Annotated in this window: 12 protein-coding genes and 1 pseudogene; 7 read left to right on the top strand and 6 right to left on the bottom strand. The window is 64.4% G+C overall.

The window, feature by feature from the left end:
* Positions 1-50 precede the first annotated feature (50 nt).
* Positions 51-980 (bottom strand): AEC family transporter, encoded by a 930-nt coding sequence (locus tag FLM52_00525; protein NVN54307.1) that lies wholly within the window; start codon positions 978-980, stop codon positions 51-53.
* Between the two features lie 267 nt (positions 981-1,247).
* On the opposite strand from FLM52_00525, the pseudogene FLM52_00530 reads away from it, so the two are divergent.
* Both FLM52_00530 and FLM52_00535 read left to right on the top strand, forming a co-directional pair.
* Positions 1,248-1,748, top strand: a pseudogene (locus tag FLM52_00530) (hypothetical protein).
* A 157-nt stretch (positions 1,749-1,905) separates the two neighbouring features.
* Positions 1,906-2,622, top strand: a complete 717-nt coding sequence (locus tag FLM52_00535; GenBank protein NVN54308.1) for an SCO family protein — start codon at positions 1,906-1,908, stop codon at positions 2,620-2,622.
* A 460-nt stretch (positions 2,623-3,082) separates the two neighbouring features.
* On the opposite strand, the gene FLM52_00540 is transcribed toward FLM52_00535, so the two are convergent.
* On the bottom strand, positions 3,083-3,790 hold the full coding sequence (locus tag FLM52_00540) for an FKBP-type peptidyl-prolyl cis-trans isomerase (protein NVN54309.1): 708 nt from the start codon (positions 3,788-3,790) through the stop codon (positions 3,083-3,085).
* 139 nt (positions 3,791-3,929) lie between these two features.
* Positions 3,930-4,793, bottom strand: coding sequence for a TIGR02444 family protein (locus FLM52_00545; protein NVN54310.1), 864 nt, complete (start codon positions 4,791-4,793; stop codon positions 3,930-3,932).
* On the opposite strand from FLM52_00545, the gene FLM52_00550 reads away from it, so the two are divergent.
* Entirely contained in the window at positions 4,719-6,653 is a 1,935-nt protein-coding gene (locus FLM52_00550) for an ATP-binding cassette domain-containing protein (GenBank protein NVN54311.1), read from the top strand. The two genes, FLM52_00545 and FLM52_00550, sit on opposite strands and share 75 nt — an antisense overlap.
* Positions 6,654-6,656: 3 nt before the next feature.
* On the top strand, positions 6,657-7,421 hold the full coding sequence (locus FLM52_00555) for an rRNA pseudouridine synthase (GenBank protein ID NVN54312.1): 765 nt from the start codon (positions 6,657-6,659) through the stop codon (positions 7,419-7,421).
* A 121-nt stretch (positions 7,422-7,542) separates the two neighbouring features.
* Here FLM52_00555 and FLM52_00560 read toward each other — a convergent pair whose 3' ends face one another.
* Entirely contained in the window at positions 7,543-8,775 is a 1,233-nt protein-coding gene (locus FLM52_00560; protein ID NVN54313.1) for a patatin-like phospholipase family protein, read from the bottom strand.
* 385 nt (positions 8,776-9,160) lie between these two features.
* Positions 9,161-9,592, bottom strand: a complete 432-nt coding sequence (locus FLM52_00565) for a DedA family protein (protein ID NVN54314.1) — start codon at positions 9,590-9,592, stop codon at positions 9,161-9,163.
* Between the two features lie 143 nt (positions 9,593-9,735).
* Between FLM52_00565 and thiD the strand changes: the two genes are divergently transcribed.
* Together thiD and FLM52_00575 are read left to right on the top strand one after the other, a co-directional pair.
* Positions 9,736-10,536 carry a bifunctional hydroxymethylpyrimidine kinase/phosphomethylpyrimidine kinase gene (gene thiD, locus FLM52_00570; protein NVN54315.1) on the top strand — a complete coding sequence of 267 codons (801 nt, stop codon included), beginning with the start codon at positions 9,736-9,738 and terminating at the stop codon, positions 10,534-10,536.
* A 138-nt stretch (positions 10,537-10,674) separates the two neighbouring features.
* On the top strand, positions 10,675-11,349 hold the full coding sequence (locus FLM52_00575; protein NVN54316.1) for a hypothetical protein: 675 nt from the start codon (positions 10,675-10,677) through the stop codon (positions 11,347-11,349).
* Positions 11,350-11,467: 118 nt separating this feature from the next.
* Here the strand turns inward: FLM52_00575 and FLM52_00580 are convergent, their stop codons facing one another.
* A complete protein-coding gene (locus tag FLM52_00580) occupies positions 11,468-12,442 on the bottom strand; it encodes a C4-dicarboxylate ABC transporter (protein ID NVN54317.1) in 975 nt (324 codons plus the stop codon).
* A 501-nt stretch (positions 12,443-12,943) separates the two neighbouring features.
* Between FLM52_00580 and FLM52_00585 the strand changes: the two genes are divergently transcribed.
* Positions 12,944-13,663 carry a TRAP transporter small permease gene (locus tag FLM52_00585; GenBank protein ID NVN54318.1) on the top strand — a complete coding sequence of 240 codons (720 nt, stop codon included), beginning with the start codon at positions 12,944-12,946 and terminating at the stop codon, positions 13,661-13,663.
* Positions 13,664-13,710 lie beyond the last annotated feature (47 nt).

Here is a 13,710-nt window from a genome sequence, read left to right on the forward strand (position 1 = left end):
TGTTCGGTCGTCAGCTCGACAGCTCGACAGGAGCTCAGGTCGACAGGAGCTCAGGTCGCCAGCCACAGGGGCAGGGTCAGCATCGCCAGCAGCGTCTGGGCGGTGATCAAGGCCGCCATCAGCTCGGCATTGCCGCCCAGCTGGCGGGCCAGAATATAGGCGGAGGTCGCGGTGGGCAGCGCCGCGAACAGAATCGCCACATCGCGCGCCACCCCCTCGAGGCCGAACCATCGGCAGAGCACGACCACCAGTGCCGGCATCGCCAGCAGCTTCAGCAGGCTTGCCAGCCACGCCACGCTGCCACTGCTGACCAGCACACGCGGGCGCAGCGCCACGCCCACCGCGACCAGGCCGAGCGGCAAGGCGGCGCGCCCCAGCAGGCTGATGGCGTCGCCACTCCAGCCCGGCAAGCCGATGCCGCTCAGGTTGAGGGCCGTGCCGGCCAGACACGCCAGTACCAGCGGGTTGCGGGTCAGCGCCTTGAGCGAGCGCAGCAGGCCGCCTTCGCCCAGGGTGCCAGCCCCGATGAAGGCCATCACGCACAGCAGGTTGGCGGCAGGCACCATCATCGCCAGCGCCACGGCCGCGACGGTCGCCCCGGCGCTGTCATGCAGCGCTGCTGCCCCGGCCACACCGACGTAGCTGTTGAAGCGGATGCTGCCCTGGAAGAGCGAGGTAAAGGAGGCGGCGTCGCCCATATGGCGGCTCAGCCAGTCTGGCGCGTGACGCCAGCTCAGCCATAGCGCGGCGGCGAACAGCAGCATCGCGCCCAGCATCACGCTGGCCAGCGCCACGACCGGCACGCTGGCCATGTCGGCACGTGCCAACGTGGACACCAGCATGGCAGGGAACAGCACGTAATAGATCAGGCGTTCCAGTTCGCTCCAGAAGCCTTCGCCGGGGAAGCGCTTCCACCCGAGCAGCGCCCCGGCGAGGATCAACAGGAAGAGGGGGCCGAGCGCCTGCTGTACACTTGCCATGCTGACTCCTTGTCGGGGCTGAGTGCGAATGCCTTGAGAGCGACGTGGTGTGCGCGTGACATGATGTCTCGCCTACTGCCGCGGTGAGGCGGGCTGGTAAGCTTGTCATGACTCGCTCAGCGCTGCACTTGGACTCAGGTCTTGTTCGCCGGCCACGCGTTGCCGTCATGCCGTGTCTGAGCGCAGACCATTCCCATCACGTCACTTTCTTTCCCATTCGGGGCGCCTTGCCTGTCGATGCGCTGCCGGACCGTTGCCGGAACTGCCATGTATCGCGTAGAAGAAGACAATGCCCGCCCGCGGCTGCTCAATCTGCTGATCATCGTCACGCTGATCACCATCGTGGTCTCGCTGTATTACCTGCTCGACTATTACCTGGTACGCGATGGCAGCAACGGCAAGGTGACCTGGTTTGCGCCCAATCAGTCCTGCGAGCTCAATCATGCCCCCTGTACTGCCGAACTGGGCCGCTTCGGGCGTATTACCCTGGCGCTGGACGGTGATATCAGTCCGCTGACACCGCTGGGCATTCGCGTGATGACGGAGGGCGTCTCACCGGAGGGGGTCGAGGTGGATTTCATCGGCCGCCATATGGACATGGGCGTGAAGCGCAGCGTGCTGAGCACCACCGATGCCCAGAGCCTCGAACGCCAGCATTGGCAGGGGGAAGGGCAGCTGGGGTTCTGCAGCAGCGCGACCATGGCGTGGCGTGCGCAGGTGATCGTGACCACCGAGCTTGGCCGACTGGGCAGCTGGTTCGATTTCGATAGCCATCCCCGGGCCACCACGGCGGAGCAGCTAGAAAGCTCGGTCGATCAATTGTTTCGCCGTGATACCCGCCCGACGCATCAGGGCAGCTAGCCGTTGGCGTTGAGCCCGGCCGGCAGGGACGTCGTTTCAGGCATGAAGGCACCGGGAGGCAGGGATGGGCGCAGAGCGAAAGTCACAGGACGGGCAGGCAGGCACTCGCCGACAAGAGAGCCATCAGCTCGACAAGGGCGTCGCCAGACGCTGGTGGCTGCTGGGCGCCATCGGCCTGGCGGCCGTGATCGGAGCCGGTGTCGCCTGGCAGCAGGCGCAGCAGGACCTGGCGCCGGTCGCGGGGATGCAGGCCTGGGCCAGTCTGGGCGGTCCCATCCAGCTCGAATCGCAGCAGGGTGACTTCACACTCGCGGAGGTCACGATGGGCGAGGCCGCAGATGCGCAGGCCACGCCGGTCGTCGCACTCTACTTCGGCTATACCCAGTGCCCGGATGTCTGCCCGATGACGCTGGCGGCGCTGCGTCAGGTGATGTCTGAACTGCCACCCCAGGCGGCGGCGCGCGTGGTGCCGGTGATGGTGTCGCTGGACCCCGAGCGCGACACGCCTGCCCGGCTGGCCGAGTACACCGGGCACTTCGGGCCACGCTTTCAGGGCATCACCGGCAGTCAGGCGGCACTCGCCGATGTGGCGCGGCGTTATGGCGTCAGCTATCGACGTGTCGAGGCACAGGACTCCGCGCTGGGTTACACCATCGATCATGGTGCCGCGCTCTATCTCGTCTCTGCCCAGGGGCGCATCTACGATCGTATTCCGTTCACGCCGGGGCCGGCCGGTGTTCGCGCTGGCGTGACGCGCGTCCTGAGCGCGACCGCTGATTGAGCCCTGCGTGGCACCCGCTGAATGCGCCGCGTCTTGAGGCCTTTCTCAGAGGTGAAATACACATTGTCCACAAGTTGGCAAGCGCTCGAGGAAAATTTTGTGGATAATCATGACGCCTCGAACATGCAACGCAGTGTCGTCAAGTGCTGATTTATAAAGGCTATTAAAAACAAACTGTTACGTGATATCGACTAAAAATATCAAGTCAGTGGTTGCTTTGCGTTCAACCAGCATCACTGCCGCGACAGGCACCGGAAAGGCCGGTTGTCAACCTGTGGTCAATAGCTTCCCCACAGATTTATCCACAGGCTGGCGGCGTCCGTACAGGGATTTCTGGAGTGGAGAACCAGCGGACATCCGCCATTGCCAGAAACGCAAAGAGCCGCCCGATGGGCGGCTCTTTCGTTGCTACCGGCAGCAGTGCTTGCCGGTTACCAGCAGGGGGAGGCTTACGCCGCCATTACTGCTTTGCGTCGGCCTTGGTCACGTCGAGCAGCTCGACCTTGAAGGTCAGCGTCTCGTTCGGGCCGATCGGGCCGCCGGTGCCAGCCTTGCCGTAGGCAAGCTCGGCCGGGACATAGAGCATCCAGGTATCGCCGACGCTCATTTCCTGCAGTGCTTCCTGCCAACCCTTGATGACCTGGTTGACCTTGAAGCTGACCGGCTCGCCACGCTGGTAGGAGCTGTCGAAGACGGTGCCGTCCAGCAGCTTGCCTTCATAGTTCACCTTGACGGTATCTTCAGCGGACGGGGTCGCGCCGTCTCCGGATTCCAGCACCTTGTACTGCAGGCCGGAATCCAGGGTCTTCACGCCGTCCTTCTTGGCGTTGTCGGCGAGGAACTTGTCACCCTCTGCCTTGTTGTCGGTCGCTTCCTGCTCGACCATCTTCTTCTGCTCTTCCATCTTCTTCTGCTGGAAGCGGGAAAGCGAATCCGCGATTTCCTGGTCGCTCATCTTCATGTCGCCTTTGGCGTAGACATCACGCACGGCTTGAGTGAAGGCGTCGAGATCCAGATCGGTGATGTCCTGGGAGAGGCTCTTGCCCAGAGTTGCGCCGATGCCATAGCTGAGCTGTGCCTGCTCGTCTGCGAGGCTGTCATCGGCGGCAAAGCTGAACGGGGTGACCAGGAGGGCGCCGAGCGCGACGGCACTGACCAGCTGTTTCATGAAAACTCCTTCAGGATGGAATGGGCCTGAGACGGGCCCGAAACACGCAATTGACACCGAGGCGGCATGGCCTGCCTCGGGCACTAGTGTTACTCCGACTCTACCAGCCGCGTACAAGTTCCGCATCTCGCTGGCGTTGTCAGGCGCTGACGGGCACGCGGGCCAGTGCCAGTCTGCGCAGGGCGCGTGCCGTCGGGTGATCCCCCACGGCGAGCGTCGTCTTGCCGCTCAACAGAGCCAGTGATTGTTGAAAGGCCTGCAGCGGGTCCGCGACATGCGCGAAGGGCGCCCGCAGGCCGGTCGCACCTTCGGCTGACGACAGTGCAGGACTCAGCTCTTCCAGCTGGGCGAGGGTCTCCTGCTCGGCGGACAGCTCGCAGGCCTTGAGCTGCTGATAGAGGCGTTCCAGGCGTTGCACCGCGGCCGGGTCCTGGGTCGCGGGCAGTGTCGTCAGCTCCTGTTTCAGCTGGCGGCGGCGCTCGCGCAGCATGGCGGTCATCCAGCCCTGCCAGTCGCGCACGTCTTCCAGCAGGCGAGTGGGCGAGGCGGCCAGGGCGATGCCGTGGGCGGACAGCCAGTGAATCCACAGCAGCTCGCAGACATCGAGTCCCGCCTCGTTCTGCAGCAGCAGGCAGGTACTCATCATGTCCGGCGTCGGCTGAGAGTTGCCCGCAGAGCCGACCTCGCCGGGCAGGGCATACAGAGACAGCGCGTAGTCCCACAATCCGATAGAATATGCGCCCATCAAGTCGGCCTCTTCGTGTGTCACGGATGATGTCTCTTCATGTGTCACGGATGATGTCTCTTCACGTGCCACCGATGATGTCTCTTCACGAGTCGCGCCCAGCAGCTTGCTGAGTCGTAGCGCTCGTGTCGGTGGCGGTGAACGGGAGCCCGACGTCCCCCGTATTTTCTGATCGAGGTTGTCATGATTGCACTGCGCCAGCTCGCCCTGCAACGCGGCGGAGCACCGCTGATCGACGAAGCGGACCTGACGCTGCATGCCGGTCACAAGGCCGGTATCGTCGGCCCCAACGGCGCCGGCAAGTCGAGCCTGTTCGGCCTGATCCTCGGCGAGCTGACGCCCGACAGCGGCACGGTATCGCTGGCCGGTGGCGTGCGTGTCGCGCACATGGCGCAGGAAATCGATGCACTGGAGCGTCCGATCGTCGACTACGTCATGGACGGGGACCACGCGCTGCGCGAGACCGAGCGCGCCCTGGCGGCCGCCGAAGAGAGCGGCGAGCACCAGCGTCAGGCCGAGCTGCACGCCCATTTCGACACCCTCGATGGCTATACCGCACGGGCACGTGCCGAGCAGCTGCTGGTCGGCCTTGGCTTCAGCCAGGCGCAGCTCAGTCAGCCGCTGGCGGCCTTCTCGGGTGGCTGGCGCATGCGGGCCAATCTGGCGCGTACCCTGTTCACGCCATCCGACCTGCTGCTGCTGGATGAGCCGACCAACCACCTGGATCTCGATGCGTTGCTGTGGCTGGAGCAATGGCTGGCGCGTTATCCCGGCGCGCTGCTGCTGATCTCCCACGACCGCGACTTCCTCGATGCGGTGTGTGATCACATCATCCACTTCGATCGTCGCAAGCTGGTGGTCTACAAGGGCAATTACAGCCGCTTCGAGCGCACGCGTTCCGAGCGTCTGGTGCGTGAGCAGGTCGAGCACGAGAAGACCATGGCGCGGCGTGCCGAGATCGAGGATTTCGTGCGTCGCTTCAAGGCCAAGGCCACCAAGGCACGTCAGGCCCAGAGCCGCATGAAGATGCTGGAGCGCATGGAGGAAACGGCGGCCGTGAAGGCCGATTCCCCGTTCCACTTCACCATCCCGTGCTCCGACAAGATCTCGCATCCGCTGCTGGGGCTGGACCGAGCGGTGATCGGCTATCCCGGTCAGCCGCCGCAGCTCTCCGGGGTACGCTTCTCACTGCTGCCGGGACAGCGCATCGGTCTGCTCGGCCCCAACGGCGCCGGCAAGTCGACGCTGATCAAGGCGCTCACCGGCGAGCTTGCGCTGGTCGAGGGCCAGCGGACCGCCGGCGAGCATCTGGCCATCGGCTACTTCGCCCAGCACCAGGTGGACGGGCTCGACCTGTCCTCGACGCCCTTCAATCATGTGCTGCGCCTGTCACCGTCGGCGGGTGAGCTGGAGATCCGCACCTTCCTCGGCAGCTTCGGCTTCCACGGTGATGAGGTCTACGCCACGGTGGAATCGTTCTCCGGTGGCGAGAAGGCGCGTCTGGCGCTGTCGCTGATCGCCTGGCAGAAGCCCAATCTGCTGTTGCTGGATGAGCCGACCAACCACCTGGACCTCGACATGCGCGAGGCGCTCACCGATGCACTGGCGACCTTCGAGGGCACCGTGATTCTGGTCTCCCACGACCGCCACCTGCTGCGTGCCTGCGTCGATGAATTCTGGTGCATCGCCGATGGTCGCGTGACGCCCTTCGATGGTGACCTGGATGATTACCGTGCCTGGCTCAAGGCGCGGGTCGAGGGCGAGCGGCGGGAAGCGCGAGCCCAGAAGGATGCCGATGCTGGGACTGACAGTACACGCACGCCGGACCGCAAGGAGGCGCGCCGTCAGGCGGCTGAACTGCGCGAGAAGCTGCGTCCGCTCAAGAAGGTCAGCGACAAGGCCGAGCAGAAGATGAGCAAGGCGCAGGGCGAGCTGGACAAGATCGAGGAAGCGCTGGGCGATGCCACGCTCTACGAAGCGGACCGCAAGGCGGAGCTGACCAAGCTGCTGGCCAGCCAGGGCGAGATCAAGAGTCGCCTCGATGAGGCCGAAGCCGAATGGTTCGAGGCTCAGGAAGCGCTGGAAGAGATGGAAGCCCAGCTCAAGGCGGCGGACTAGGCCATGCGGCTGGACCGCTGGCTGACACGTCAGCCACAGCTCAACCGTCGTCATGCGCTCTCGGCGCTGGCGGCGGGGCGTGTGCGGGTCAACGGCGCGACGATCAGCGACCCGCTGCATGAGGTCGGCCCCTTCGATGACATCCACCTGTCAGCGCCTGACGCGACCGTCTGCCTGCAGGTAGCGCGGCGTCCGCGTCATATCCTGCTCAACAAGCCCGCCGGGGTCGTGACGGCCTGTCATGACCCCGAACATCCCACCGTGATCGATGTGCTGCGTGACACGCTGAATGCACGCGGCGAGGACAGCGGCTGGCTGGCCGAGATCCACCATGTCGGCCGCCTCGACCGTGCGACGACCGGCGCCCTGCTGCTGACCAACGACGGCGATGTCTCGGCGCGCATCAGCGATGCCGGGCTCGAGGGGCCCGCCAAGCGCTATCGCATGGGGCTGGAGCGGCCTCTGACGGAGGCCGAACAGGAAAGCGCCATCGCACAGGTTCGCCAGGGGGTGCTGCTCGAACATGATCCGCGCCCGACACTGCCGGCCCAGCTTGCGTTTCTCACCGCGGACCAGGCACGCCTGACGCTGCACGAGGGCCGCCATCACCACGTCAAGCGACTGTGGCGTAGCCTGGGCAATCGCGTGGTGTGGCTGCACCGTGAGTCGGTGGCGGGCTTGAGTCTCGAGGGGCTGGCGCCGGGGGAGTGGCGCGAGCTTACCCGCGAGGAGTGTTCACGGCTGGGGGCCGCGCAGCCTCGCGGGTGAGGCCACCCGGCGGGTGGCGTCTTGCCGACACCGGGTTATCCACACCCACCTGGTGCGCCGCCAGCGCGTGACGGCTGCGATGGGGTGTGGATAGATCGTTCTGAATCGTCGTCAGCGCTGCTCAGCTGCCGGTCGCCTGGCTGGGCAGGTCCTCTGCCGTGATGCTCGCCTCGTCATCGTCGCTGGAGCTTGCCTCCGGCGTCGACAGGCTGACCAGCTCGCCCTCGGCGTTGCGCGTGAAGTTGCGCACGATGACCCCGATATCCTCCGGCAGCGGCGCAAACTGGCTGCAGCGGCTCAGCACTTCCTGCATGTCCTGATAGCCACTGTCGCGACGCGAGTCGATGGTCGCGCGCGAGAAGTCGATATCCTTCAGTGAGGTCTCGCCCGGGCGCGCCGAGGCCAGCAGACGCACCACGTTGATCGAGGGCTGCTGGGTCATGGCGAGGATGCGCTGGATCTTCGGCGACTGGCGCAGCTCCTCCGGCAGATGGTCGGCGAGATTCTCGATCCCCATGCGCAGCGCCTGATTCTCCTCCAGCAGATTGAGGTGCTCGCCGGCACGGCTGGAATACTGGATGTCCTTCTCGCGCAGCTGCGCCTCCTGCAGGGTCTCCGGCACCTTGCCATCGGCACTCCACAGGTCGATCACGTAGCAGTTGACCACTGTCTCGCCATGCGGACGCTCCGACAGCACCCAGCTGACGGGCGTATTGGAGTACAGGCCACCATCCCAATAGGCTTCGCCATCGACCCACACCGGCGGGAAGGCCGGTGGCAGGGCGCCGCTGGCCAGAATATGGCGGTGATCCAGCGCTTCATGCGAGGAGTCGAAGTAGCGCAGCGCGCCGCTGCCGATATTCACCGCCCCCACCGACAGGCGAACGTTCTCCGGGTGGCGGGCATCCAGGCGCTCGAAGTCCACCAGCCGATTGAGCGTGTCGCCCAGCGGCTCGGTGTCGTAGAGGCTGGGCGGCTCGCCGAAGAAGCTCTGCCAGATCGGTACCGTCCACAGCGGGCGCGGGCGGAAGAAGCCCGGAATGCCCCACAGCATGGCGGAGGTACGCGCGACACTGCGCTCCCACGGATGAAAGGCGGGGCCCATGCTGGCAGCGGGTTGGGCGATGCCATACCAGAATGACTCGAGGGCCTTGAGGCGCTCGCCCTCCGGATTGCCGGCGATCAGGGCACCATTGATGGCGCCGACCGAGGTGCCGACCACCCAGTCGGGCTGGATACCGGCTTCGGCCAGCGCCTCGAAGATGCCGACCTGGTAGGCGCCGAGCGCACCACCGCCTTGCAGCACCAGAATATTGAGCGCATCGGCGCAGAAGTCGCAGGATGTATCACGCATGAAACCTTCTCCTCTCTAGCAGTGCAGCACTCCGCCGGGGAATGCCCGAGGTCAGGGGGACCGTCGCGAGCGAGACGCCATGTGATGGGGGGGGGCGTGGGCTCGTGGAGGCGGCGAAAGGGTGACGAGGTGCATATCAAGGGCAGCGGAGCACCTGATCAAGGCAATGAGGCACTGGTGAAAAGCAATCGAAGTGCTTTTATTGTGCAGTGCAGCATGGCGCTTGTCAGCATAGCACGCATCCTCGCCTTGCGTGTCTGCGATCTCATTCAAGCGACTGACTGAGGTGGCAGAGACAAAGACGAGGGTGAGGTCAGGAACAGGAACAGGAGCAGGAGCAGGAGCAGGAGCAGGAGCAGGAGCAGGAGCAGGAGCCGTGCGGCGGTCATTGGCACCAGGGCGTCAGCCACAGGTCGGCTGCCAGCAGCAGCAATGCATAGCGTCCGCCCTTGGCGATCACGATCAGGACGATGCTTTTCCACCACGCCAGCCGGAAGACGCCCGCCAGCACCGTCAGCGGGTCGCCGATCAGCGGGGCCCAGCTCAGCAGCAGGCTCCAGGCGCCGAAGCGGCGATACCACAGGGTGCCGCGCGCCAATGCGCGTCGCGAGACCGGAAACCAGCGCCGTGTGCGCAGACGGCGGGCGCCACGCCCCAGGGCGACGTTGATCAGGCTGCCGAGCGTGTTGCCCAGCGTCGCCGCGACCCACAGCGCCCAGGGCGCGTGCCCCTGGCACCACAGCCCCGCGAAGGCCGCCTCCGATCCGCCGGGCAGCAGGGTGGCGCTGGCCAGCGAGATCACGGCGAGCGAGGTCAATGCCGGCAATGACAGTAGGGCCACTTCATTCATATCACTTTCTTCTGTTTTTCACGGTGGCAGGGCGCTGGGGGTGGCTTTCTTCCCTCCTCAGCTCGGGTATGCTGTTGGCACGTCAAAGCCATATTTCGGGAGCTTCCTGCATGCATATTCCGTGCGTCCTGACGATAGCGGGCTCAGACCCCTCCGGGGGAGCCGGCATTCAGGCGGACCTCAAGACATTCTCTGCGCTGGGCGCCTACGGGGCCAGCGTGATCACGGCGCTGACGGCGCAGAATACCTGCGGTGTGCGCAGCGTGGAGGCGGTCTCGCGGGAATTCATCGCCGCACAGCTGGACGCCGTGCTGGATGATCTCGATATCCGCGCCGCCAAGATCGGCATGGTGGCCGATCCGCTGGTGGTGGAAATGCTTGCCGACCGCCTTCAGCAGCGTCGCCCGCGCTGGGTCGTGCTCGACCCGGTGCTGGTCGCCAAGAGTGGCGATGCGCTGGTCAATGATGCTGCCATCCAATCGGTGGCCGAGCACCTGGTGCCGCTGGCCGACATCATCACGCCCAACCTGCATGAAGCCGCGGTGCTGCTGGGTGAGCGGCGCCTGATCGGGCGCTCCGACATGCCTGAGGTCGCCCGCGAGCTGCGTGCCAGAGGCGCGAAGGCGGTGTTGATCAAGGGTGGGGCGCTCGAGGGGCAGGCCTGCGATGACCTGCTGGTCAGTGATGCCGGCGGGCAATGGCTGTGCGCGCCACGTATCGAGACCGACAACCTGCACGGCACCGGCTGCTCGATGTCTTCTGCCATCGCGGCGCGACTGGCGAACGGTCTGCCGTTGTCGCAGGCGGTGGTCGAGGCACGCGAATGGCTGTTGGGCGCGCTGCGTGCCTCCGATCAGCTCAATGTCGGCAAGGGTCGGGGGCCGGTGCACCATTTCCACGCCCTGTGGTAAGTCAGCCAGAGCCAGGCCCATGAGAGCAAGCCACTGATAGCCGATTCCACAAGGGCGGTGACCCTGCAGGAGCGATGACCTGCAGGAGAAAGGCCCCGTGAGTTCCCCTGGATCCCTGCCAGCCAACGAGTAGATGCCATGCCTATATCGCTGTACCGCTTGCCCGTATCAGCTATCCGCGGCGCCGTTTGCTGCCTGAACGCCGCCTGGCGTGTCGTCAGTCCGCCGGTGGCGAGTATGCCGCGCTGGCTGGCCGCGGGCGTGATGGGGGCGCTGATTGCCACCACCAGCCCGGCTGCGCTCGCCGTCGAGATCAAGGGGGTGACCTTCGCGGATCAGGTGACCACGCAGTCCGGCCAGCCGCTGACGCTGATCGGCAGTGGGCTCTTCACCTACCTGCTGTGGGACGCCTATGTCGGCGCCTATTATCAGGATGCGCGTCGCCCGCGCCCGGCGCCGCTCAAGGATGTCTCGCGTCGCCTGGTGCTGGAGTACTTCCATGCCATCGATGCCGAGGACTTCGCCAATGCGACCACCAAGGGCGTGCGCAAGAACCTCTCAGCAGCGGATTTTGCGGCGATCGAGCCTGAATTGACGCGCTTCAATCGTGCCTATCAGGACGTCGTGCCGGGGGATCGCTATGCGCTGCAATGGCTGTCCGCCGGTGGCGGCAGAGGCACGCTGTCGCTGGTGCTGAACGGGCAGGTCATCTTCGAAAGCGATTCGCTGGCGCTGGCCAATGGCCTGTTCGCGATCTGGCTGGGGGATTCGCCGGCTCAGGAGGATTTCCGCACCGATTTGCTGGGTCAGTAACCCCCGATCCGCAAAAAGCCCCTGCCGGTTTCCCGGCAGGGGCTTTTTCATGCCTTGGTGATGCTCGAAGTTGACTGACAGCCCTGGCGTGAGGCCAGAGCTGTCAGCGCTCAGGAGATCACTTGCCTTCGGCAGCCTTGATGTCGGCCTGCAGGGTGTCGAGGATCTTGCTGCCACGCTCACCGGATTGCTCACGATAGACTTCCCAGCCCTTCTCGCCGACCGGGCGGAAGGCTTCGCGCTGCTCATCGGTCAGCGTGATGATCTTGATGTCGCTGTCTTCCTTGATCTTCTCCAGACGGTCGGCGTTGTACTCCTCCTGCTTCTCGAAGATGTACGGGCGCATCTCGTTGGTAACCTTGTCGAGCATCTGCTGCTGCTCGTCATCCAGACCGGAATAGAAGTCACTGGAGGCCACCAGCGTGGTGATGAACTGCGCCTGCTTGGCCTGGATCATGTAGTCCTGAACTTCGTAGAAGCTCATTTCCTGGATGGCGAACACCGGGTTCACCTGGCCGTCGATCTGGCCCAGCTGCAGGCCGGAGTAGACCTCGGAATAGGGCATCGGCGTCGGGTTGGCACCGTAGCCGCGATAGCTCTCGACCAGAATCGGCGAGGTCATGGTGCGGATCTTGAAGCCTTCCATGTCCTCGGGTGTCTTGATGTCACGGTTGCCGGTCCACACCATCCAGCCTTCCGGAATCACGCCCAGCAGCTGGAGATTCTGCTCGGTGTAGGCCTCGGACAGCATGTCGATGGCCTGGGAGTTGCCGAGTACCTCTTCATTGACGGCATTGTCGTCGGAGAACAGGAAGTGCAGCGTGAAGACGCCCGACTCCGGAATCACCGAGGCCAGGTGACCCGGTGAGGCAAAGGTCAGCTGGATGGCATCGCTCTGCACCAGTTCGGTGAGCTGTGAGGAGGTGCCCAGTGCGCCGTAGGGGTAGATCTCGACATCGATGTCACCGCCGGAGGCCTCTTCGATGCGCTTCTTGAATTCCTGGGCGTAGGCATCCTGCACACTGCCGGAGACTTCCTCCAGCGCGAAGCGCCAGGTGTCCGCCTGCACACCCGCAGAGGCCAGCGCCGCCATGCCCAGGCCGGCCGTCAGGGCGCCTCCCTTGAGGAACGCGGCAAGACGAGAAAGGGGAACAGGAGTCCTGGACGTCTCGCGATTCTGCTCGGGTGACGGGTTCCATTGCATCGTCATCTTGTTCTCCTTGTGTGATTTCCATCAGCGTCGGGCGGCTCTGGGCATACCCGGCGTGCAACTTGCATCATCCAGATAATATTGCCATTCTTAATATAATAAAAAAAACACCAAATTGGATAGTGTGATTAGAATTTATTATGAATAAGCTGAGCTTGTGCGCATGAGTCTCTGGTACTCGAGGCTCTGCTCATTGCTCACCAGGCTTCACAATCGGCCCCCGGCGCCAGAGCGACATGCCGTGCGTCGGCTGCATACTGATTTCAAGCGCCGCTAATAAAGCTAGAACAAGAGTAACCAAAGTGAAAATCACGACGGCGCCGAGGAAAATTTCAATGGATCGTCCTGACAAATGCTGGCCGTCTGGTGCAAACCACTGCGCGCATGACGTCTGGTAGAAAGCCTATCTGGCAGGATGCCGCATCAACAGGAAACCGCTTCATGAACTCGCCCCCCTCCAAGTCTCCCTCCGCTGATGAGACCCGCCCCAGCCCGGCCGAGACGAATGGCGGTCAGGACCCCCTCGCACATCTGCCTGCGCCGCTGCGCCGTCTGGCCGCCTGGTTCGAACGTGGTGACCAGGGACTGGCGCACGTCGAGCGCTGGTTGATCGCCCTGTGCGTGCTGGGCATGGCAACGGCCAGCATCGCCAACGTCATCGGGCGCAACGTCTTCAACTACAGCCTGCCGTTTACTGAAGAGCTGATGCAGATCCTGCAGCTGTGGCTGACCTTCCTCGGTATCAGTTACGGCGCGCGCGCCGGGCGCCATATCCGCGTGACGGCGCTGCTGGACTTCATGCCGCCGTGGTTGCGCAAGGTGATGCTGATCGCCGGACAGGTCATCACCTGTGCCTTGTTGGCCTACCTCGCCTGGCTGGCGGTGGATTATCTGCAGAGCCTGGCCAAGTCCGGGCGTGTCACGCCGTCGCTGCGCTGGTCGCTGGCGGCGCTCTATGCCGTGGTCCCGCTGGGACTGGCGCTCGGGGCGCTCCAGTACCTGATGGCGATTCTGCGCAATCTGCTGGCGCAGGGCGCCTGGTTGTCATGGCGTACGGCGGAGATGGATGAAAACGAGGAAGTCGACGGCAGCGGCGCGCTCTAGTCACTGCGTCGGGAATGTCTTCTCGATGTCTCGATAGACGATTGATC

The organism is bacterium Scap17 (genome assembly GCA_013376735.1).
GTDB lineage: Bacteria > Pseudomonadota > Gammaproteobacteria > Pseudomonadales > Halomonadaceae > Cobetia.